Source organism: Lysobacter zhanggongensis (genome assembly GCF_046638635.1).
In the GTDB taxonomy this organism is placed as follows: domain Bacteria; phylum Pseudomonadota; class Gammaproteobacteria; order Xanthomonadales; family Xanthomonadaceae; genus Novilysobacter; species Novilysobacter luteus.
In genome coordinates, this window is the sequence record NZ_JBJXHK010000002.1 from 25,396 (window position 1) to 46,856 (window position 21,461).

Genomic DNA, 21,461 nt, shown 5'->3' on the forward strand with positions numbered 1-21,461 from the left:
CGAAGCGCCCCCGCAGTGGTAGGCGGCAAAGCGCTGTTCGCCGTCCAGCGGCGGGGCCAGCGGCTGGATGGTGTCGGCATCCAGGCCGGGAGCTTCGTTGCGCGCGAGGGTTTCCAGCTCCTCGCGGACCCGCAGGTTGTTGCGCTCGTAGAACGCCACGCTGTCCTTGACCGACACCGCGATGTCGCCGCGCTTGACGCAACCGGCCGGCGGGCTGCCGGCGCTGATCACCCGCACGGCGCTTGCCCCGGGGGCCATGTGGACCCAGGTGCAACCGGTGGCGAGCATGAGCGTGGCGAAGCCGAGGATGAGCGGGCGGACCATGGGATCTCCTGTTGCGTGCGGGTCGGACAGCGTCTGTCCGTTGCCCGGGTTGTACGCGGCGGCGGTGAATCGGGACTGACTGGAATCGCCGGCTGAAGCGCCGACCGCATGCCGCGGGTTGGCGGCGAGCGAGGTCCGCCGGGTGGTCGCCCACCCGGCGGGCCACGCCTTACTCGGCGTTGCCGTCGTCGCTGCCGTTGGCTGCCGCGGCGACGGGATTGCCGTCGGCGTCGAGCACCTGGACGACGCCGAAGTCCAGCGCGCGCACGGGCGTTTCGATCTTGCCGAGGTCACCCACTACCACCCAGGTCAGGGCCGACGGGTCGATCGTGGCGGCGGCTGCGGCGACCTGCGTCGGAGTCAACGCCTCGATCTCGGCCTGGCGCTGGCGGACGTAGTCGTCTGGGCGGTCGTAGCGGACCATCCCGGCGATCGTGCCGGCCACCGAGCTGGCGGTCTCATAGGCACCCGGCAGGCTGCGGATCTCGTTGGACCGGACCTTGCCGACTTCTTCCGCGGTCGGCGGTGCCTTGCCGGTCGCGTACTCGGCGATCTCGCGCTTGAGCTCGGCCATCGACTCGGCGGTCTTGTCGATCTGCACCGGCGCGAACGCCAGCCACGGCCGCTGGCCCATCGCGTCGGGCGAGAAGCTGTACGAACCGTAGGCCCAGTGCTTGTCCTCACGCAGGTTCATGTTGAGCCGCGAGCTGAACTGCCCGCCCAGCACGGTGTTGGCGAACTCGAACTCGGTCGCCTGGTCGGACTTCGTCGACGGCACCAGCTGGCCGACGAAGATGTTGGCCTGCACCGCACCGGGCTGGTCGATCAGGAACACGCGCGAAGCGTCCGGCCGCTCGACCGTCGCCACCTCGCCGGTGGTCTCCGGCGCACCCTGCCCCTTCCAGTCGCCAAGGTGCTTCTCGAGCATCGGCACGACCTGGGCGAGGGTGGTGTCGCCCACCACGACCAGGGTCGCGTTCTCTGGACGCACCCAGGTGCCGTGGTAGCCGACCAGGTCGTCGCGGGTCAGCGACGCGATCGATGCCTCGGTGCCCGTGCCACTGAACGGCATCGCGTAGGCGTGGCCTTCGCCGTACAGCAGCGGCGGCATCACCCGCAGGGCCGCGGAGTTCGGACGTGCCTTCTCCTGCTTGATGCCGGCGATCCAGGTGGCCTTGACGCGCTCGATCTCCGACGGCTCGAAGCGCGGCGCGCGCAGCATGTCGGCAAACAGCGCCAGCGACGGGTCGAGCTGGTCCTTGAGCGCCGACAGGTACGCGCTGCCACCGTCAAGCGAGGCGCCGGCACCGAGATTGGCACCCAGCGATTCGGCGCGGGCGGCAAAGCCCAGTGCGTCGTAGTCGCCGGCACCTTCGTCAAGCATGCTCATCGCGAAGCTCGAGGTGCCCAGCTTGTCACCCCCCAGCACGTCGGCCTTGTAGCCGCCGTCGAACAGGTAGTTCACCTGCACTACCGGCACCGCGTGGCGTTCGGCCAGGATCACCTCGGTGCCGTTGCTGAGCGTGGCGCGCTGCAGCTCCGGGAACGTCAGGTCGGGGAACTGTTCGGGCATCGGCACGCCGGTGCTGCGGTCGACCGTGGCCGCGGTGGTGCTGTACTTGCCGTCGACCGGCGGGAGGTCCAGCGGCGCCGGATCGACCGCCGGCGCTTCGGCCAGCGGGGTGCGCTCGCCGGGCACCACCACCAGCGTGTGATCGCCATCGCCGAGCCAGCGGTTGCCGACCGCGGTCAACTGGGCCGGCGTTACCGCCGCCACCGTGGCCATGCTGTCGCGGAAGCAGTCCGCCTCGCCGGTGTAGATCTCGCAGCTGGCCAGCACGTCGGCCTTGCCGCCAAAGCCGCCGATCCGTTCGACACCGCGCACGAAGCCGGCGCGGATCACGGTCTGGGCCTGGGCGACCTCCTCGGCGGTCGGCCCTTGGGTCAACAGGCGCTCGAGCTCCTCGTCGATGATCGCCTCGACCTTCGCCGGGTCGACGCCTTCCTTGACGGTCGCCATCACCAGGAAGTTGGAACCCAGCTGCGACTCGCTGACCCCGGCGCTGATGTTGTCCACCAGCTTGTCCTGGTGCGCCAGCCGCTTCTCGAGCCGCGAGGTGGCGCTGCCGCCGAGGATCTGCCCGAGCACGTGCAACTGGTCGACTTCGGCGGTGCCGGTCGGCGGCACGTTCCAGGCGCGGTAGATGCGCGCCTGTGGCACGCGGTCCTCCATCACCTCGCGGGTGTCGGCCGGACGCACCGCGATGTCGACCGCCGGCTGCGCCATGTCGGGTCCGGCCGGGATGTGGCCGAAGTACTTCGCCACCTTCTCCTTCGCGGTCTCCACGTCGATGTCGCCGGCCAGCACCAGCACCGCGTTGTTGGGGCCGTACCAGGCGCGGAACCAGTTCTTCACGTCTTCCAGCGAGGCCGCGTTGAGGTCGGCCATCGAGCCGATCACGCTGTGGTTGTACGGGTGGCTGTCGGGATACAGCGCCTGGTTGAGCTTGGTCCAGACCTGGCCATACGGCTGGTTCTCGCCCTGGCGCTTCTCGTTCTGCACGACGCCACGCTGCTCGTCGAGCGTGGCCTGGTCGATAGCACCGAGCAGGTGCCCCATGCGGTCCGATTCCATCCACAGCGCGAGGTCGAGCGCGGTGGTCGGGACGTTCTGGAAGTAGTTGGTACGGTCGGTGTTGGTGGTGCCGTTCATGTCGGTCGCGCCGACCAGTTCGAACGGGGCGAAGTACTCGCCCGGGTGGTTCTCCGAACCGTTGAACATCAGGTGCTCGAACAGGTGTGCAAAGCCGGTGCGGCCGCGCGGTTCGTCCTTGCTGCCCACGTGGTACCAGATGTTGACCGCGACGATCGGCGCCTTGTGGTCCTCATGCACAATCACCCGCAGGCCGTTGGGCAGGGTGAACTCCTCGTAGGCGATGTCGACGCCGGAGGAAGGCGTGGCCTCGGCCTGGGCCAGTGCCGGCGACGGCGCGAATGCGGTGGCACCGATCGCGGTGGCGAGCGCGAGGGCCAGCGTGCCCTTCTGCAGCAGGCCCTGGCGGGCGCGGGTGGATGCGGTCATGGTGACTCCCCTGTCGGTGGTTGGGCGACGTCCGGGCGGACGCCAACGCCCCATCCTAGCGGTGGCCGCGGAAGCGGGCACTAGGTCACAAGTCCCGGCCGGGCGATTGGCAAGCACCGCGGCGCGCACGTGCCGCCCCACGCCCTAGACTGTCCCCGCCTTTCGACCGGGGACCGCCATGCCCATCGACACCACCCTGCGCTGCCTCGTGACCGGGGCCAACCGCGGCCTCGGGCTGGAATTCACCCGGCAGCTGCTGGCACGCGGCGAACACGTCGTCGCGACCTGCCGCCACCCCGGTCGCGCCCACGCGCTGAACCAGCTGGCCGGCGAGTACCCCGGCCGGCTGCACGTGTTGCCCCTGGACGTCGCCGATCCGAAAAGCCACGCCGAACTGGTGCGTGAGCTGCCGCTGGTACTGGGACGCAAACCCATCCACCTGCTGGTCAACAACGCGGGCGTGCTGCACTCGGGCGAGCGATTCGGCACGGTCGACCCGGCGATCCTGCTCGACAGCCTGCGCATCAACGCCATGGGTCCCTTCCTGCTGACCCAGGCGCTGGCGCCGTTGCTCGCTGGTGGCGGCAAGGTCGCCAACCTGTCTTCGGAGCTCGGCTCGATCGCCGGGGTACAGACGTTCCGGTCTCCCAGCTACGCGATGTCCAAGGCGGCCCTGAACATGGCGACCCGGCAACTGTCCAAGGCCTTGCAGGGACCGTGCATCATCGTCATGGCGCTGCACCCCGGCTGGGTCCGGACCGACATGGGCGGAGCCAAGGCCGAGGTCGAACCGACCGACGCCGTCGCCGACCTGCTGCGGTTGATCGACCGCGCCGGGCGCGACCACAGCGGAAAGTTCCTGGATCGCCACGGGGAACCGATGCCGTGGTGAGCGACGGCATCTCCCTCGATGTCATCCTGTTCCAGCCCGAGATCCCGCCCAACACCGGCAACGTGATCCGGCTGTGCGCCAACACCGGCGCCCAACTGCACCTGGTGCGCCCGCTCGGCTTCTCGATCGACGACAAGCAGATGCGCCGCGCCGGACTCGACTACCACGAATTCGCGCGGATGCAGCTGCATGACGACCTCGACGCCGCAGTCGCCGCGATCACCCACGCCAACGGCGCGCCGCCCCGCGTATTCGCACTGAGCACGCGCGGCCGCACCCGCTTCGATACCCCGGCCTATCGCCCGGGCGACGCACTGCTGTTCGGCTGCGAGACGCGCGGCCTGCCCGACGCGGTGCTCGATGCGCTGCCGCCGGAGCAGCGCCTGCGGCTACCGATGCGGCCGAACAACCGCAGCCTGAACCTGTCGAACGCGGTGGCGGTAACCGTGTTCGAGGCGTGGCGGCAACTGGGTTTCGCCGGCGCCGCCGACTGAACCGCGCCGCATTCGCACCACCTGCCCGCGCGCGCGACAATCGGCCACCCGGCGCACGCGCCACGTCCCTCCCCTGTCCGAGCCCGCCCATGCCGCTGCCCGCCTTCCTGCGTCGCCCCAGCCTCGTCACCCAGATCGTCATGGGCCTGGTGGCCGGCATACTGCTCGCGCTCGCCTGGCCGGAAGGCGGCGCGGCCGCCGGGCTGCTGGGCACGGTGTTCATCTCCGCGCTGAAAGCCGTTGCACCGGTGCTGGTGCTGGTCCTTGTGGCTGCTGCGATCGCCAACCACCGCCGGGGCCAGCAGACCGGGATCCGGCCGATCCTGCTGCTGTACATCCTGGGCACGCTGACCGCCGCGCTGGTCGCGGTGCTCGCCAGCTTCGCGTTCCCGGTCTCGCTGCAACTGGTGCTGCCGGACGACATCGCATTGACCCCGCCCGAAGGCATCGGCGAGGTGCTGCGCACGCTGGTGATGCAGATCGTCGACAACCCGGTCAATGCGCTGATCACCGGCAACTACATCGGCCTGCTGGCCTGGGGCATCGGCCTCGGCTTGGCGCTTCGGCATGCCTCGGACGCCACCCGCACCCTGCTGTCCGACCTGGCCGACGCGATCACGTGGCTGGTGCGGCTGGTCATCCGGCTGGCGCCGCTGGGCATCTTCGGCCTGGTGGCGGCAACCCTGGCCGAGACCGGCCTGTCGGCGCTGCTCGACTACGCGCGGCTGCTGGCGGTGCTGCTGGGCTGCATGGTGTTCATGGCGCTGGTCGGCAACCCGCTGATCGTGTTCCTCAGGACCCGCCGCAACCCCTACCCGCTGGTGTTCACCTGCCTGCGCGAGAGCGGCATCACCGCGTTCTTCACCCGCTCATCGGCAGCCAACATCCCGGTGAACCTGGAGCTGTGCCGCCGGCTGGGGCTGCCGGAGGAGACCTACGCGGTTTCGATCCCGATCGGCGCGACCATCAACATGGCCGGCGCGGCGATCACAATCACCGTGCTGACGCTGGCGGCGGTCAATACGCTGGGCGTCGCCGTGGACCTTCCCACCGCCCTGCTGCTCAGCGTGGTCGCCACGGTCGCTGCCTGCGGCGCCTCCGGCGTGCCGGGGGGTTCCCTGCTGCTGGTGCCGCTGGCCTGCGGGCTGTTCGGCATCTCCACCGACCTGGCGATGCAGGTCGTCGCGATCGGCTTCATCGTCGGTGTCGTGCAGGATTCGGCCGAGACCGCGCTCAACTCCTCGACCGACGTGCTGTTCACCGCGGCCGGTGCGCCGGTGGTGGTGGACGCGGTGCCCGACCGCATCACCTGACCCCCGGCAAGCCGGCACCCGCGCGTTGGCGCGGGCGCCGGCAGCGGTCAGTTCGCCGGATGCTGCTCGCGCATCAGCTCGGCGATGGCCGACACCGGTGCGTTGCCGTACGACAGGAACCGGTTGTGGAAGGTCTTCAGGTCGAAGGCTTCGCCAAGCTCGGCCTTGCGTTGCTCGCGCAGGTCGTAGATTTCGGCATAGCCGGTGAAGTAGCTGGTCAGCTGCACCTGCGACAGACGCACGCGGCGCCACTTGTTCTCCGCCTCAGTCTTTTCCTGGAACGCCTCGCGCTGCAGCAGGTCCATCGCCTGCGCCTCGGTCATGCCCTGCACGTGCACCGCGTAGTCGAGGATCGCGTTGGTGACCACGCGCAGGTTCCACTTGCCGTACATCAGCCACATCTCCGGTTCCTGGTTGCCGTAGCCCTGCTCGAGCATCATCCGCTCGGCGTACACCGCCCAGCCCTCGATCATCGCGCCGTTGCCCAGCAGGCTCTTGACCAGGCTCGGGCTCTTGTTGGCGTGCAGCAGCTGGGTGTAGTGGCCCGGGATGCCCTCGTGGATGTTGAGCACCTGCAGCACCCAGTGGTTGTACTCGCGCAGGAAGCTCTCGGCCTGCTCGTCGGTGTAGGCGTCCAGCGGGCTGACGTTGTAGTAGGTGTCGGCAGTCGGGTTGAACGGACCCGGCGCGCTGACCGATGCACCGGCGCCACCGCCGCGCATGTACTCGGGCGTCTCGCGCACCACCAGCGGCCGGGTTTCGTCCTGGTCGAGCAGGTCGTGTTCGCGTACGAAGTCGGCCAGCAGCGGGATCTGCCGGTTGATCTCGTCGAAGAACCCGTCGCGGGAGACGTGCCGGGCCGACAGGTGGTCGATCATCATCCCGATCCGCTCCAGGCGGTCGTCGGGCATGGCGGTGCCGGCGAGGTACTTCGGCCACAGCTGCACGGTGATCTCGTCCATGCGTCCGTGCAGCGCGTTCTTCTCGTCGACCGCGCGCTGGTAGAGCTCGGCGGCGCTGTAATGCGACTGGATGTCGTAGGCGAACTTCTGTTCGTAGAGATCCGCGCCGATGCGGAACGAGCGGGCGTTGCCGCTCGAGGCCAGGCGCTTCTGCTCGCCCTCGAGCCAGCCGACCCATCCCTCGATCGCGGCGCGGGCGGCGTCGATGCGCTGGTTGAACAACGCCTGCTCGGCGGCATCGAGGCCGGACCCGGCGATCCGCCCGCGCAGGCCGTCGTCGAACACGCTCAGCGCGCCGCGGCTCTGCACGATCGCCAGTTCGACGTGTTCGGCGGTCGGGTTGGCGATGTTGGCTCGAGCGGCGGCGTAATACTGCGGCACCTGCCCGATGCGCTGCATGACCGTGCGCAACCGCGCGTCCTCGTCGGCGTACGGCGTGTTGAGCAGCAGCGCCACGGTGCCGGCGACGTTGTAGTTGGACGGGTCCCAGGCCCAGTCGCGGAACTGCTGCTGGTACCAGATCGACGATTCGAACTGGTTGGTCAGCAGCATGTGGTCGATGCGCTGCGACGCCGGCAGTTGCTGCGGGTCGAACGCGGCCAGCTCGGCAAGCGCGTTCCTGGCGAACGCGAGGTCGTCGGCGCGGCGTGCGGCATTGGGAATAGTCAGCGACGCAGCGTTGTCGTAGCGGCCGGAGTAGATGGACCACTCCGGGCTGCGCTCCAGCGCGCGCATCAGCAGCGATTCGGAGAGCGCATCGAAGCGCGCGGCGGCCGCGGTGGCACCGGCCTGGCCAGTGGCCGGCGCTTCCGCCACCGGCAAGGTGGCCGGCTGGCAGGCGGCGAGGGCACCGAGGCCGGCGGCGAGGATCAGGGCGAGTCGGGTCTGTTGCATCGAGGGCTCCGTGAAGGGTGCGCGGGCGGTCGCGCCAAGCCCCGATCATGGCCGATCTGCCCGGACCGGGTCGCCTGCCGCGGCGATGCGTCCCCGCGACCGGCCCGATCGCGCAAAAGAAAACCGGGCCGCTCGTGGCGGCCCGGGTCCGTTTTCGACTTGCGCCGCGGTGGCGGCGCGCGGGTCAGTGACCCGAGTTGGCGTCGATCTTCTCGCTGGTGCTGAAGATCTCCGCGTCGGCTTCGCCGGTCACCGTCAGGAACCCGGCCAGGCCCTTCTCCAGCCGCGACAGCGAGTGGTCGACCAGGATGTACTTGCCCGGGTAGTCGGCCTTGAACTCGACCATCGTCGCCCCGCCCGGTGCCACCAGCGTGGTCTGCACGTCGGTCAGCGGCGGGCTGGTCAGCGAAGCCTGGTCGTACACCCTGTCGAAGATCTCGCCGATCAGGTGCATGCTCGAGACCAGGTTCGGGCCACCGACGCCGAAGTACATGCGTACGGTGTCGCCCACCTCGGCGGTCATGTTGAACGTCTTGGTCAGCGCGTCCATGGAGCCGTTGAACATCAGGTGCTCGGGCTTCTCGTCGAGCAGCTTCTCCAGCGAGAACTCCTGCAGCCCGCGCGAGCCGTGCTTCTGGGCGGTGTAGAGCTCGCCCTGCATCACGTAGTACTCCTTGTCGACCTCGGCCAGGCCGCCTTCCGGCTCGACCAGGATCATTCCGTACATGCCGTTGGAGATGTGGTGGGCGATCATCGGCGTCGCGCAGTGGTAGACGTACAGGCCCGGCTGCAGCGCCTTGAAGGTGAAGCTCTTGGTCTGGCCCGGGGCGACCTGGGTGACCGCCGCGCCGCCACCGGGGCCGGTGACCGCATGGAAGTCGACCGAGTGGATGTTGATGCTGCTCTCGTCGTTCTTGAGGTTGATGGTGACGCTGTCGCCCTGGCGCACGCGCAGCATCGGGCCGGGCACCGTGTTGTTGAAGGTCCAGTAGCGGTAGGTGCTGCCGTCCGACAGCTTGCCCTCGACCTCGGTGGTCAGCAGGTCGTAGTTGATGTGCTTGGGCGCGCGGTCGCCGACCGGCTCGCCGACCTCGGCCGGGTTCTTGGCGATGTCGACCGCGGTGCTGACGGTCTCGACCACGTCACCGACGATCAGCTTGCCGAACATGCCGGCCGCCTTGTGGCCCGGGATCGTGCACAGGTACTCGAAGGTGCCGGCCTTGGTGGCGCGGAACACGATGGTGGTCGCGCTGCCCTCGCCGACCAGCTGGTCGGACTGCGCGCCGAAGTCGGGCACGGCGATGTCGTGCATCGCGCCGTCGCCGTTGACCACGGTGATCGCGACCACGGCGCCTTCGGGCACCTTCAGTTCGGGTGCGACCTGGCCCTTGATCGGGCCGGCGTCGCCGATGAAGACCAACTGGCCTTCATGGATCGCGGTCTTCAGGGTGAAGGTGACGTCGGCCACCGGGGTGACCTCCGAGTGGTGTTGGGCGGCCACCGCCATCGGCGTGAATCCGGCGGCCGTGGCAAGTGCGAACAGCAGGACCAGGTCTTTCATTTTTCAGGCTTCCTATCGGGGTTTCGAAATCATCGTTTGAGCGCACCTTAGGCTTGCCCACCGACCCCGGCCATGACTTGGATCAAGGGCGACCAAACCGCTGCGTATGGAAACGGCAAAGCCCCGCGGGGCGGACGTCCTGGCATCCATACGCCACCGTCTTGATCTGGATCAGAGCGGGCATGCGCAGCGTCGGGAAAATGGCGATCGTGAAGAACCCCTTCCACCCGCGTTGCAGCTTCCAGTACTGGCTCGGCCGCCTCGCCCTCGCCGCGATGCTGGCGTTGGTGTTGATGCCCACCGCGGGGCGCCTCTACCTCGGCGGCGGCGGCCCGTCCGCCGCGTTCGCTGGCGCACCGTCGATCACCCTGCAGGTGGCCGGCCACGGCGACCATGCGACCGCCCGCCAGGATGCGTCGCCGGAAGCACCGGTTGCTCCCGGGCCGCGCCACGCGACCCACGCCGACTGCCCTTACTGCCCGTTGCTGGGCCAGTTGGCCGGCAACGCGCACCCGTTACCGCTGCTCGCCCGCATCCCGGCCGGCCCCGCGCCCTCGGTGGCGATCGCCGACGGCCACGCCACGCTGCGCCCGCACGGGCTGCATGCCCGCGGACCGCCGATCCCGGCCTGATCCGCGCCCCGGAGCCACCGCGCTCCACCCCGATACCCATCCAACCAGCGTCCCGTCGACCTGACGGCGCCGCACGCCCCTCTTTTGCCTGACTGGAGCCCCTGCCATGACGATCTCCCGCAACCCGGTGATCCGTCTGTCTTCCCTGTCCACCGCCCTGCTGCTCGCACTGGCGACGCCACTCGCGCTCGCCGCGCCGGCCGACGATGCCGACGTCGCCAGCGACCCGTTCGACCTCGAATCCATCGTCGTGACCGCCACCGCACCGGTGTCGGCGCTGACGTTCGACACCAGCCCCAAGCTGCCGCGCCAGCCGGTACCGGCCAGCGATGGCGCGGACTACCTCAAGACCATTCCCGGCTTCTCGGCGGTGCGCAACGGCGGCACCAACGGCGACCCGGTGCTGCGCGGCATGTTCGGCTCGCGGCTCAACCTGTTGACCAATGACGGCGCGATGCCGGGCGCCTGCCCCAGCCGCATGGACAACGCGATGTCCTACATCGCGCCGGAGAACTACGACCGCCTGGTGGTCACCAAGGGGCCGCAGACGGTGCTGTGGGGCCCAGGCGCGTCGGCCGGCACGGTGCGCTTCGAGCGCGACCGCGAGGTGTACGAAGCGCCGACCGTCAAGGCCAGCGGCAGCCTGCTGGCCGGCAGCTTCGGCCGCAACGACCAGGTCGTCGATGCCACCTACGGCGACCGCCTGGGGTACGCCCGCGTCAGCGCCAACCGCTCCGAGTCCGACGACTACCGCGATGGCAACGGCGACGCCGTCGGCTCGGCCTGGAAGAAGTGGAATGCCGACATCGCCCTCGGCTGGACCCCCGATCCGGACACCCTGCTGGAGCTGGGGATCGGCGTCGGTGACGGCGAGTCGCGCTACGCCACCCGCGGCATGGACGGCAGCCAGTTCAAACGCGACAACACCAGCCTGCGGTTCGAGAAGACCAACATCGGCGAACACCTGCAGGCGTTCGAGGCGAGCATCTACCACAACGTCGCCGACCACGTGATGGACAACTACAGCCTGCGCGACCCCAACCCGGCCGGCCCGATGCCGATGCCGATGGCGTCCAACGTCGAGCGCGCCACCGACGGCGGGCGGCTCGCGGCGACCTGGCGCGGCAGCGCCTACGAACTGGTCGCGGGAGTCGATGGCCAGGACAGCCGCCACCGGCGCCGCGGCGGCATGGGCCGGGACGCCTACCGCGCGCAGCCCTGGACCGTCGATGCGCGCTTCGCCAACCTGGGTGCCTTCGCCGAGGGCACCTGGTTCCAGGGCGAGCGCAACCGCTGGGTCGCCGGCACCCGGATCGACCGTGCCGAGGCCACCGACGAACGCGCCACCATCAGCGGCGGCCACGGCGGCGCGGCGATGCCCAATCCCACCGCCGGCCAGACCCGCGAGGACACCCTGGCCGCCGGCTTCATCCGCTTCGAGCGCGACGCTGCCCGCGAGCCGGTGACCTGGTACGCCGGCGTCGGCCACACCGAGCGCATGCCCGACTACTGGGAGCTGTTCTCGGCAAGGTCGTTCGGCGGCGCGATGGGGACGGGCATGGGCGGCATCAACGCGTTCGCCGGGCTCGATACCGAGAAGACCACCCAGCTGGACATCGGCCTGCACTACCGCGGCAGGAAGGTCGACGCCTGGGTGTCGGCCTACGCCGGCCGGATCGACGACTTCATCCAGTTCCACTACCCCAGCGAAGGGATGATGGCCGGCACCAGCGTTGTCTCCAACATCGATGCCGACATCCGCGGCGCGGAGCTCGGCGTCGAGGTCCGCCCGGCCGACCACTGGAAGCTCGGCGCCACCCTCGCCTACGCCCGTGGCGAAGCCCGCGACAGCGGCCGGCCGCTGCCGCAGATGACGCCGCTGGAGTCGCGCCTGACCGCCTCGTGGGACAACGGCAGCTGGTCGGCCGGCGCGCTGGTACGGGTGGTCGATGGGCAGGACCGGGTCGCGCCGGGGTACGGCAACGTGGTCGGCCAGGACCTCGGCCCCAGCGCCGGCTTCGCCACCCTGGCACTCAATGCCGGCTACCGCGTCAACGCGATGGTGCAGGTCACCGCCGGCGTCGACAACGTGTTCGACCGCGCCTACAGCGAGCACCTCAACCTGGCCGGCAATGCCGACTTCGGCTACCCGGCCGACCCGGTCCGGATCAACGAGCCCGGCCGCAACGCGTGGCTGAAGGTCAACGTCAGCTACTGAGGCCACACGCGACCGGGCCCGCCCGTGGCCCGGTCGCCGGCGGTGCAGCCGGCGACTGCCCGGCCTACACTCCATGCCGCATGACACATCCAGACCCGCCGGCGTCGCGCAAGCGCACCAAGGCCACCTCGATCGATATCGCCCACCACGCGGGGGTCTCCCAGGCCACCGTGTCGCGGGTGCTGCGCGGCTCGCCCCTGGTCAACGCCGAGACCCGTCGCCGGGTCGAGGAAGCGGTCCGCGAGCTCAACTACACCGTCGACCGGCACGCCTCCAGCCTTCGCCTGCAACGCTCGGGCACGCTCGCGCTGCTGCTGTTCGAGGACCCGACAGCGGACGACTCGCACATCAACCCGTTCTTCCTGTCGATGCTCGGTTCGATCACGCGTGCCTGCGCGCGCGCCGGGCAGGACCTGCTGGTCTCGTTCCAGCAGTTGTCCGACGACTGGCACGCCGACTACGCCGACAGCCGCAAGGCCGACGGTTTGATCCTGCTCGGCTATGGCGATTACCTGAGCTACCGCGGCAAGCTCGACACCCTGCTCGAGCAGGGCACCCGGTTCGTGCGCTGGGGCGCGGTGCTGCCCGACCAGCCCGGGCTGTCGATCGGCTGCGACAACTTCCATGGCGGTGAGCTGGTCGGCCAGCACCTGGCCGGACTCGGGTGCCGCCGGGTCGCCTTCCTGGGTGACGCCTCCAGCCACTACCCCGAGTTCCTCGACCGCTACCGTGGCTGCGATGCCGCGTTGCGGGTCGCCGGTGGGGCGATGGACCCGGCGCTGCAGGTCGATGCGCAGAGCGCCGAGGATGATGGCTACGCCGCGGCGCGCGAGTTGCTGGCGCGCAGCGGGGCGGCCGGTGCGGCGCCCGGCTTCGACGCGGTGTTCGCCGCCAGCGACCTGATCGCGATCGGCGCGCTGCGCGCGTTCGAGGAACACGGCCTGCACGTGCCGGGCGACGTTCGGCTGGTGGGCTTCGACGACATCCCCACCGCGCGCTTCACCCAACCGGCGCTGACCACCGTCGCGCAGGACACCTCGGCGGCCGGCGAACTGCTGGTGGAAACGTTGATGGCGCTGATCGACAACCAGCCCGCGCAGAGCCGCATGCTGCCGGCGCAGCTTGTGGTGCGGCGCTCCAGCGGCGCCGCGCCGGGCTGAGCGCGGTCAGTCGCCGCGACGCGCGCGCGCCATCGCTCCATCGAGCGCGGCGGCCAGGCCACCGTCGCGCACGGGCGCATCGAGCACGAACACCCTGACCCCATGCGCCGGCACCGTTGCCGCAAGCGACCCGCCTTCGGCGACCGCGAGCACGCCGCCGTCGAGTGCATCGCGCCACGTTCCCGCCTGCAGGTAATCGCGCACTTCGAACGGCGCTGGCACGTCGCCCTTGTTGAGCAGTACCAGCGCGACCTGGGCCTGGCCACCGTGCTGCAGCACCCGGTAGAACGCGGCGCGGTCGCCTTCCAGTTGTACGTTGAGCTGCAGTCCGCGCTGCAGCGCCGGTGTTGCCGCACGCAGTCGGGCAATGCGCGCCAGCTGCTGGCGGACGGGGTGGGCAGCGGCCGCATCGACGCGGTCCTGTCCGAAGTAGTTGCGGTTGCCTTCGTGCTCACCGGCGCCGCGCATGAAGCCGATCTCCGAGCCGTAGTAGATGACCGGGATGCCGCGCGCGGTGAACAGCCAGTTGTGCGCATCGATGAAGCCCGCATCGCTGGCGTCCATGCGCGGCATGTCGTGGTTGTCGTAGAAGGTCATGAGCTCGTACGGGTTGGCGTACGGGCCGTCGACCAGGTACAGCGCATCGGCCAGCCGCTCGTAGCCGGCGCCGGCCCGTCCGAACACGTCCTGCAGCGCCGCTTTCAACGGGAAGTCGAGCACGCTGACGCCGCCGTTCCCAGGCCAGGTGTGCGGCGCGATGTTGCCGGCCTCGTGGTCGAACGCCTCGCCGAACATGAAGAAGCCCGGATGGTCGGAGCGGATGCGGTCGGTGAACGCCTTCCAGAACGGATGCGGCACGTGCCGGATGGTGTCGATGCGGAACGCGCCGGCGCCCTGGTCGATCCACTTCGAGTAGGCGCGCACGAAGTAGTCGAGTACCGCGGGATTGGTGTCGTCCAGGTTGGACAGCTGGGCGAGGTCGGGCTCGGCGTGGAAGAACGCGTGCAGCGGATTGGTGTCCGGGTCGAGCGCTTCGGGCGCGAGGTTCTGGTGGTCGGCCACGAGGCGGCCGTCTGCGTCGTAGATCTCGCCGAACTTCGGCTGGTCGGCCGGCATGCTGAACGACGGCGAGCCGTGGTTGGCGACGATGTCGAGCACGGTCACCAGGCCGTGCCTGCGCAGCCCCGCGGTGAGGCCGGCAAAGTCGAGCCCGTCGCTGGGCAGGTGCTCGTCGACGGTGAAGAAGTCCACACCCCAGTAACCGTGGTAGCCGGTCTTGCCGCGGTCCTTGAAGAACGCATCCGAGCCGATCGGGTCGCCGCCGGTGAAGGCCTGGTCGGGGTTGTCGACGATCGGCGTCAGCCACACCGCGCCAAACCCCATGTCGGCGATGTAGCCCGCGTTGTCGAGCAGGCCGCGGAAGTCGCCGCCCAGGTAGCCGATGTTGCCGCCGTGCCGCTCCGCACCGGGGGTCGGCCGGTCGAAGGTGCGCAGCGCGGGGTCCGGCGCGCCTTGCGCGCGCTGGTCGTTTGACGGGTCGCCGCTGACGAAGCGGTCGGTCACCACGAAGTACACCGCGTTCGCCGCGAACGGCTCGGTGGTGCCGTAGTACTCGCGGTCGACGGCGGGCGCGCCCGCTCCGCCGAGGTGGGTGCAACCAGTGGCCAGGGTGGCCAGCAGCACGAGTGCGACAGCCGACGGCTTCATGCGGCCTCCCCAGCGGTCCCGGCGCTCGCCGCCAACGGCTCGCTCACCCGCAGCACGCACAGCCCCGCGATCACCAGGCTGATGCCACCCACCGCCAACGCGTTGACCGGCTCGCCACCGAGGAAGGTGTTGAGCAGGAACCCCAGCAGGCTCGCGGCGACCAGCTGCGGGATCACGATGAAGAAATTGAAGATGCCCATGTACACGCCCATCTTGGCCGCCGGCAGGCAGTCCGACAGCAGCGCGTATGGCAGCGACAGGATGGACGCCCAGGCGAAGCCGACCCCCACCATCGACAGCAGCAGCCAGCGCGGGTCGTCGATCACCAGGAACGACAACAGGCCCAGCCCGCCGAGCACCGCGTTGACCAGGTGGCTCATGCGCAGCCCGAGCCGCCGCACCATCGCCGGGATGACCATGGCCGCCAGCGCCGCGAAGCCGTTGTAGGCGGCAAACAGCACGCCAACCCAGTTGGCGCCCTCGTTGTAGGCGGCCGACGTCGGGTCGTCGCTGCCGAAGTGCACGCCGGTCACCGCCGCGGTGGTGTAGATCCACATCGCGAACAGCGCGAACCAGCTGAAGAACTGCACCACCGCCAGTTGCCGCATTACCCGCGGCATGTGGTGGAGGTCGCCGAGGATGCTCGCCAGCGGGTTGTCACCGCGCAGGTGGCGCAGCGCGAACTGGGCAAGCCCGTAGGCCGCCAGCAACCCGGCCAGGATGTAGAGCTGCTTGTCGAGGCCAAAGCCGGCCACCGCGGCCGCCAGCAACGCGCCCGCCGCCAGCCAGGCTATGCCGTGGCGTGCCAGCCGCGCGCGATCCAGCGGCGGGCGCACCAGCACCGGCGCCTCGTCCCAGGCCTGCAGCTGCGCTGGCGGGTACTCGCGCGTGCTGACGATGGTCCAGCCGACCGCCAGCAGCAGCACCGCGCCACCGAACCAGAACGCGTAGCGCACGGTGTCGGGTACTTCGCCCGGGCCGGCGGTGTTGGCCACGCCCAGGTGCGCCAGCAGGAAGGGCAGCAGGCTGGCGACCACCGAACCGACGCCGATGAAGAAGCTCTGCATCGCGTAGCCGGTCGGCCGCTGCCGGCACGGCAACTGGTCGCCGACGAACGCGCGGAACGGCTCCATCGAGATGTTGATCGAGGCGTCCAGCACCCACAGCATGCCGGCCGCGATCCACAGCGCCGGCGACTCGGGCATCACGAACAGCGCCAGCGTCGACAGCACCGCGCCGACCAGGAAGTAAGGCCGGCGGCGCCCCAGCCCGGTCCAGGTGCGGTCCGACAGATAGCCGACGATCGGCTGGACGATCAGGCCGGTGAGCGGCGCGGCGATCCACAGCACCGGGATGTCGTCCATCTCCGCGCCCAGCGTCTGGAAGATGCGGCTGACGTTGGCGTTCTGCAGGGCGAACCCGAACTGGATGCCGAGGAAGCCGAAACACATGTTCCAGATCTGCCAGAACGACAGCTGCGGTTTGCGATCCATCCGATGCGTTCCCCATTGGTCGACGGCCATGGTAGTCAGCGGTGCAGGTGCACAATCGGCCTGCAAACGTATTCATCGCCGGCGCGCCCGTGGCGGCAACATGCTGCAGTGCGGGCCGTGGAATAGTGGCGCCCCGGCGAGCCGCGCGCAGTGGCCGGCCGCCCTTTCTTCAAGGCACGTTGTGGGGACGCGGATGGCGACAGCACCCTGGTGGCGCGGCGCGGTGATCTACCAGATCTACCCGCGCAGCTTCCTGGACACCAACGGCGACGGCGTCGGCGACCTGCCCGGCATCATCGCCCGCCTCGACCATGTCGCCAGTCTGGGCGTGGACGCGATCTGGGTGTCGCCGTTCTTCACCTCGCCGATGGCCGACTACGGCTACGACATCGCCGACTTCCGCGATGTCGACCCCATGTTCGGCACGCTCGCCGACTTCGACCGGTTGCTGGCGCAAGCCCATGTGCGCGGCATCCGGGTGATGATCGACCAGGTGCTCAGCCACAGCTCCGACCAGCACCCGTGGTTCACCGAGAGCCGCGCCAGCCGCGACAATCCGCGTGCCGACTGGTACGTCTGGGCCGACCCGAAGCCCGACGGCACACCGCCCAACAACTGGCTGTCGATCTTCGGCGGCGGCGCGTGGACGTGGGAGCCGCGGCGCGAGCAGTACTACCTGCACAACTTCCTGTCCTCGCAGCCGCAGCTGAACTTCCACAACCCGGACGTGCGCGCGGCGATGCTGGACACGTTGCGGTTCTGGCTCGACCGCGGCGTCGACGGCATGCGGCTGGATTCGATCAACTTCTGCTTCCACGACGCCCGGCTGCGCGACAACCCCGCCAAGCCCGCGCACCTGCGCGTGGGCCGCGGGTTCAGCGCCGACAACCCGTACGCCTACCAGTACCACCACTACAACAACACACGGCCGGAAAACCTCGCCCTGATGGAGGAGCTGCGGGCGCTGTTCGACCGTTACCCGGGGACGACCACGCTCGGCGAGATCTCCTCCGAGGATTCGCTCGGCACGATGGCCGAGTACGTCACCGGCACCCGCCTGCACATGGGCTACAGCTTCGAGCTGCTGGTCGAGGAGCGCAGCGCGGCGTACATCCGCCACACGGTCGAGCACCTGGAGTCGCGCATGAGCGACGGCTGGCCATGCTGGGCGCTGTCCAACCACGACGTGCAGCGCGCGGTGACGCGCTGGGGCGGTGCCGATGCAAGCGACGACTTCGCCCGGCAACTGGTCGCGCTGGTGTGCTCGCTGCGCGGTTCGGTCTGCCTGTACCAGGGCGAGGAGCTCGGGCTGCCGGAGGCCGACGTCCCGTACGACAAACTGCGCGACCCGTATGGCATCGCGTTCTGGCCCAACTTCAAGGGCCGGGACGGCTGCCGTACGCCGATGCCGTGGACCGGCGCCACCGACGCGGGCTTCAGCCCGGCCGAGCCGTGGTTGCCGGTGCCCGAGGCCCATCGTGCCCGCAACGTCGCCACGCAGGATGCCGACCCCGGCTCGGTGCTCAACGGCGCGCGCCGGTTCCTGCGCTGGCGCAGGGACCAGCCGGCGTTGGTGGGCGGCGACATCGCCTTTATCCATGCACCGGAACCCGTGCTGGCGTTCACCCGCACGCGGGATGACATGCGCGTGCTGGTGGTGTTCAACCTGTCGGCCGCCGCCACGCCGTGGACGCTACCGGCCGGCATGGCGCCACGCGTGCTCGACGGCCACGGCCTGGCCGCCGGCGCAGTGCACGGCGGCGAACTGCAACTGCCGGCCAACGGGGTGTTCTTCGCCCGCATCGACTGAGGAGGTCGCGATGGCGACATGCAGCGTGGGAAGCAGTCCCATCGGTTTACCGGCCCACGCGCTCCGGCGGCGCGCCCTCGGCGTTGCGTTGGCGCTCGCGTGCATCGCCCCCCCGGTCGGCGCGACGGGATCTGGCGCGACGACACGCCACGCGGGCGACTCCCGCATGTCGCCGACCGCCGGGCTTGATACCGCGGGCTGCAACGCCGACGCGTTCGCGACCACCCTGCAGGCCGCGCCCGACGCCCCGACCGATGCGAGTGCCTACTGGCTGGACCGCGGCCTGCTGCAATGGCCGGGCGTCGCGGCCGACGACACCGGGACCTACCGCCTGTACCACTCGGCAACTGGTGCGATCACCGCCGGGCCCGGTGCCACGGTCACCGGTGCCGATGGCGCACTTGCACTGTCGCCCAACGACTCGCCGCTGGCGCCCACGCTCGCCGCGAGGTTCGATTTCATTGGCGATGGCGTACGGCTGTCGCTGGCCCCGGGTGACGTGACGCGTGTGCCTGCGCTGCTGCGCGGCCAACTGGTGCTGGTGCGCGAGGATGCGGAGGGCACGGTGCTCGCCGCGACCACCCTGCAGCATCCCGGCGCACTCGACGACCTCTACGCCGCGGCAACCGCGCTGGACGACCTCGGCGCGACGCCCGGTAGCGATGGCACCGGCTTCCGTGTGTGGGCGCCGACTGCCCGCGACGTCTCGCTATGCCTCTACGACGACGGCGACGGCGCCGCCAGCGCACGCCTGCCGATGCAGCGCGACGATGCCACCGGCGCATGGTCCACACGCCTGCCGGGCGATCGTTCGGGCGACTACTACACCTACCTCGTCGACGTGTTCGTGCCGGGCACCGGTGTGGTCCGCAACCGCGTCACCGATCCGTACTCGGTCAGCCTCACCGCGGATTCGAAGCGCAGCTACGTCGCCGACCTGGATGCCCCCGCGCTCAAGCCGGCCGGCTGGGACGACACGCCGCGACCGGCGCCGTTGGCTGCGCCGACCGACATGGTCATCTACGAACTGCACGTGCGCGATTTCTCGCGCGACGACACGACGGTGACTGACGCCAACCGCGGCAAGTACCTGGCATTCACGGAAACCCGAAGCGACGGCATGCGCCACCTGCGGTCGCTCGCCGACGCCGGCCTGACCGATGTCCACCTGTTGCCGGTGTTCGACCTCGCGACCGTGCCCGAGTCGGGCTGCATCGAACCCGACGTGCCCGAGGCGGCCGCGGACAGCCAGACCCAGCAGGCGGCGGTGATGGCTGTCGCCGCGCGCGACTGCTTCAACTGGGGCTACGACCCGTACCACTTCAACGCGCCCGAGGGCAGCTTCGCCAGCAACGCCGCCGATGGCGGAGTGCGCGTCCGCGAGTTCCGCGCGATGGTCCAGGCGTTGCACGCCGCCGGGCTGCGGGTCGGCATGGACGTGGTCTACAACCACACCACTGCGTCCGGGCAGCTCGAGCGCTCGGTGCTCGACAGGATCGTGCCCGGCTACTACCAGCGGCTCGACGCGCACGGCAAGGTCACCACATCGACCTGCTGCGACAACACCGCCACCGAGCACCTGATGATGGGCAAGCTGATGCTCGACTCGGCGGCGCTGTGGGCGGAGCACCACCGGATCGACTCATTCCGCTTCGACCTGATGGGGCACCAGCCACGCCATGTGATGGAGCAGCTGCAGCAGCGCGTCAACGAGGCCGCCGGCCGCCACGTCAACCTGATCGGCGAGGGCTGGAACTTCGGCGAGGTCGCCGACGGCGCGCGCTTCGTGCAGGCCTCGCAGTTGTCGCTGCAGGGTTCGGGCATCGGCACCTTCAGCGACCGCGCGCGCGATGCGATCCGCGGTGGCGGCGCCGGTGACAAGGGCGCGGCGATGTTCACCCAGGGCTATGCCAACGGCCTTCACTACGCGCCCAACGCGCACGACACAGCCAGCCGCGCCGAGCTGCTGCATGCCGCCGACCTGGTCCGCGCCGGCCTCGCCGGCACCCTCGCCGAGTATGTGACGACGGACGCCAGCGGCGCGACGATCCCGCTGTCCCGGCTCGACTACAAGGGCCAGCCGGCCGGCTACGCCGCGCAGCCGGGCGAGGTGGTCAACTACGTCGAGAACCACGACAACCAGACCCTGTTCGACGTCAACGCGTTCAAGCTGCCGGCCGACACCAGCCGCGATGACCGTGCCCGGGTGCAGGTGCTCGCACTCGCCCTCAACGCCTTCAGCCAGGGCATCGCCTACTTCCACGCCGGCGGCGAGCTGCTGCGCTCCAAGTCGCTGGACCGCAACAGCTTCGATTCCGGTGACTGGTTCAACCGGCTCGACTGGAGTGCCACCGACAACCACTTCGGCACCGGCCTGCCGCCGGCACCGGACAACCGCGAGAGCTGGCCGCAGATGGCACCGCTGCTCGCCGACCCGTCGATCAAGCCGACCGCGCGCGGGATCGCCTTCACCCGCGATGCGTTCCTCGACCTGCTGCGCATCCGCGACAGCTCGACCCTGTTCCGTCTGCGGACGGCCGACGATGTGAAGCGGCGCCTGCGCTTCCACAACACCGGTCCTGCCCAGAACCCGGTGGTGATCGCCGGCGAGCTCGACGGCGGTGGCTACCCGGGCGCCGGATTCGAGGCGCTGCTGTACCTGGTCAACGTGTCGCCGGAGCCGCAGGTGCTCGGGATCGACGCGGCCCGCGGCCGTCGCTTCGTGCTCCACCCCGTTCACCGCGCCGCCGGTGCCGCCGACCCGCGCCCGCTCGAGACCGCCGCCTTCGACCCGGCCACCGGGCACTTTGCGGTGCCCGCCCGCACCGCGGTGGTCTACGTCATCGAGTGATCAACATGCCGCCGCTGTCGCGAACCGGACCCTCGCCGGTGCACGCCGCGGTCGCTACATGCCGAGAG

At 69.9% G+C, this 21,461-nt stretch carries 13 protein-coding genes and 1 pseudogene; 8 read left to right on the forward strand and 6 right to left on the reverse strand.

The features are described from left to right. Positions 1–12: 12 nt before the first annotated feature. Both ACKVMH_RS00660 and ACKVMH_RS00665 read right to left on the reverse strand, forming a co-directional pair. Positions 13–324, reverse strand: a pseudogene (locus ACKVMH_RS00660) (DUF4156 domain-containing protein); the annotation flags it as partial. Between the two features lie 169 nt (positions 325–493). Further along, positions 494–3,406: a M16 family metallopeptidase gene (locus ACKVMH_RS00665; RefSeq protein WP_412698853.1), complete on the reverse strand. Its 2,913-nt coding sequence runs from the start codon at positions 3,404–3,406 to the stop codon at positions 494–496. A 178-nt stretch (positions 3,407–3,584) separates the two neighbouring features. Between ACKVMH_RS00665 and ACKVMH_RS00670 the strand changes: the two genes are divergently transcribed. From ACKVMH_RS00670 to sstT, 3 genes are all read left to right on the forward strand, one after another. Next, positions 3,585–4,298 (forward strand): SDR family oxidoreductase, encoded by a 714-nt coding sequence (locus tag ACKVMH_RS00670; RefSeq protein ID WP_412698854.1) that lies wholly within the window; start codon positions 3,585–3,587, stop codon positions 4,296–4,298. Continuing rightward, positions 4,295–4,792, forward strand: coding sequence for a tRNA (cytidine(34)-2'-O)-methyltransferase (locus ACKVMH_RS00675; RefSeq protein ID WP_412698855.1), 498 nt, complete (start codon positions 4,295–4,297; stop codon positions 4,790–4,792). Before ACKVMH_RS00670 ends, ACKVMH_RS00675 begins: the two co-directional genes overlap by 4 nt. Before the next feature lie 89 nt (positions 4,793–4,881). Further along, positions 4,882–6,105: a serine/threonine transporter SstT gene (sstT, locus tag ACKVMH_RS00680; RefSeq protein ID WP_412698856.1), complete on the forward strand. Its 1,224-nt coding sequence runs from the start codon at positions 4,882–4,884 to the stop codon at positions 6,103–6,105. Positions 6,106–6,152: 47 nt separating this feature from the next. On the opposite strand, the gene ACKVMH_RS00685 is transcribed toward sstT, so the two are convergent. Further along, positions 6,153–7,961, reverse strand: a complete 1,809-nt coding sequence (locus ACKVMH_RS00685) for a DUF885 domain-containing protein (protein ID WP_412698857.1) — start codon at positions 7,959–7,961, stop codon at positions 6,153–6,155. A gap of 184 nt (positions 7,962–8,145) precedes the next feature. After that, on the reverse strand, positions 8,146–9,522 hold the full coding sequence (nirK, locus tag ACKVMH_RS00690) for a copper-containing nitrite reductase (RefSeq protein ID WP_215219221.1): 1,377 nt from the start codon (positions 9,520–9,522) through the stop codon (positions 8,146–8,148). Positions 9,523–9,731: 209 nt separating this feature from the next. On the opposite strand from nirK, the gene ACKVMH_RS00695 reads away from it, so the two are divergent. The 3 genes from ACKVMH_RS00695 (at position 9,732) to ACKVMH_RS00705 (ending at position 13,532) form a co-directional block, all read left to right on the forward strand. Beyond that, positions 9,732–10,154, forward strand: a complete 423-nt coding sequence (locus ACKVMH_RS00695) for a DUF2946 family protein (protein WP_412698858.1) — start codon at positions 9,732–9,734, stop codon at positions 10,152–10,154. A gap of 106 nt (positions 10,155–10,260) precedes the next feature. Beyond that, positions 10,261–12,372, forward strand: a complete 2,112-nt coding sequence (locus tag ACKVMH_RS00700; protein ID WP_412698859.1) for a TonB-dependent copper receptor — start codon at positions 10,261–10,263, stop codon at positions 12,370–12,372. Between the two features lie 80 nt (positions 12,373–12,452). Beyond that, positions 12,453–13,532: a LacI family DNA-binding transcriptional regulator gene (locus ACKVMH_RS00705; RefSeq protein ID WP_412698860.1), complete on the forward strand. Its 1,080-nt coding sequence runs from the start codon at positions 12,453–12,455 to the stop codon at positions 13,530–13,532. A 6-nt stretch (positions 13,533–13,538) separates the two neighbouring features. Here the strand turns inward: ACKVMH_RS00705 and ACKVMH_RS00710 are convergent, their stop codons facing one another. Beyond that, complete coding sequence (locus tag ACKVMH_RS00710; RefSeq protein ID WP_412698861.1) at positions 13,539–15,239, reverse strand: alpha-amylase family glycosyl hydrolase; 1,701 nt, start codon at positions 15,237–15,239, stop codon at positions 13,539–13,541. Then, complete coding sequence (locus ACKVMH_RS00715) at positions 15,236–16,732, reverse strand: MFS transporter (protein ID WP_412698862.1); 1,497 nt, start codon at positions 16,730–16,732, stop codon at positions 15,236–15,238. Before ACKVMH_RS00715 ends, ACKVMH_RS00710 begins: the two co-directional genes overlap by 4 nt. Positions 16,733–16,925: 193 nt before the next feature. Between ACKVMH_RS00715 and ACKVMH_RS00720 the strand changes: the two genes are divergently transcribed. Both ACKVMH_RS00720 and ACKVMH_RS00725 read left to right on the forward strand, forming a co-directional pair. After that, positions 16,926–18,542: an alpha-glucosidase family protein gene (locus ACKVMH_RS00720; protein ID WP_412698863.1), complete on the forward strand. Its 1,617-nt coding sequence runs from the start codon at positions 16,926–16,928 to the stop codon at positions 18,540–18,542. Positions 18,543–18,708: 166 nt separating this feature from the next. Further along, on the forward strand, positions 18,709–21,393 hold the full coding sequence (locus ACKVMH_RS00725) for an alpha-1,6-glucosidase domain-containing protein (protein WP_412698864.1): 2,685 nt from the start codon (positions 18,709–18,711) through the stop codon (positions 21,391–21,393). Positions 21,394–21,461 lie beyond the last annotated feature (68 nt).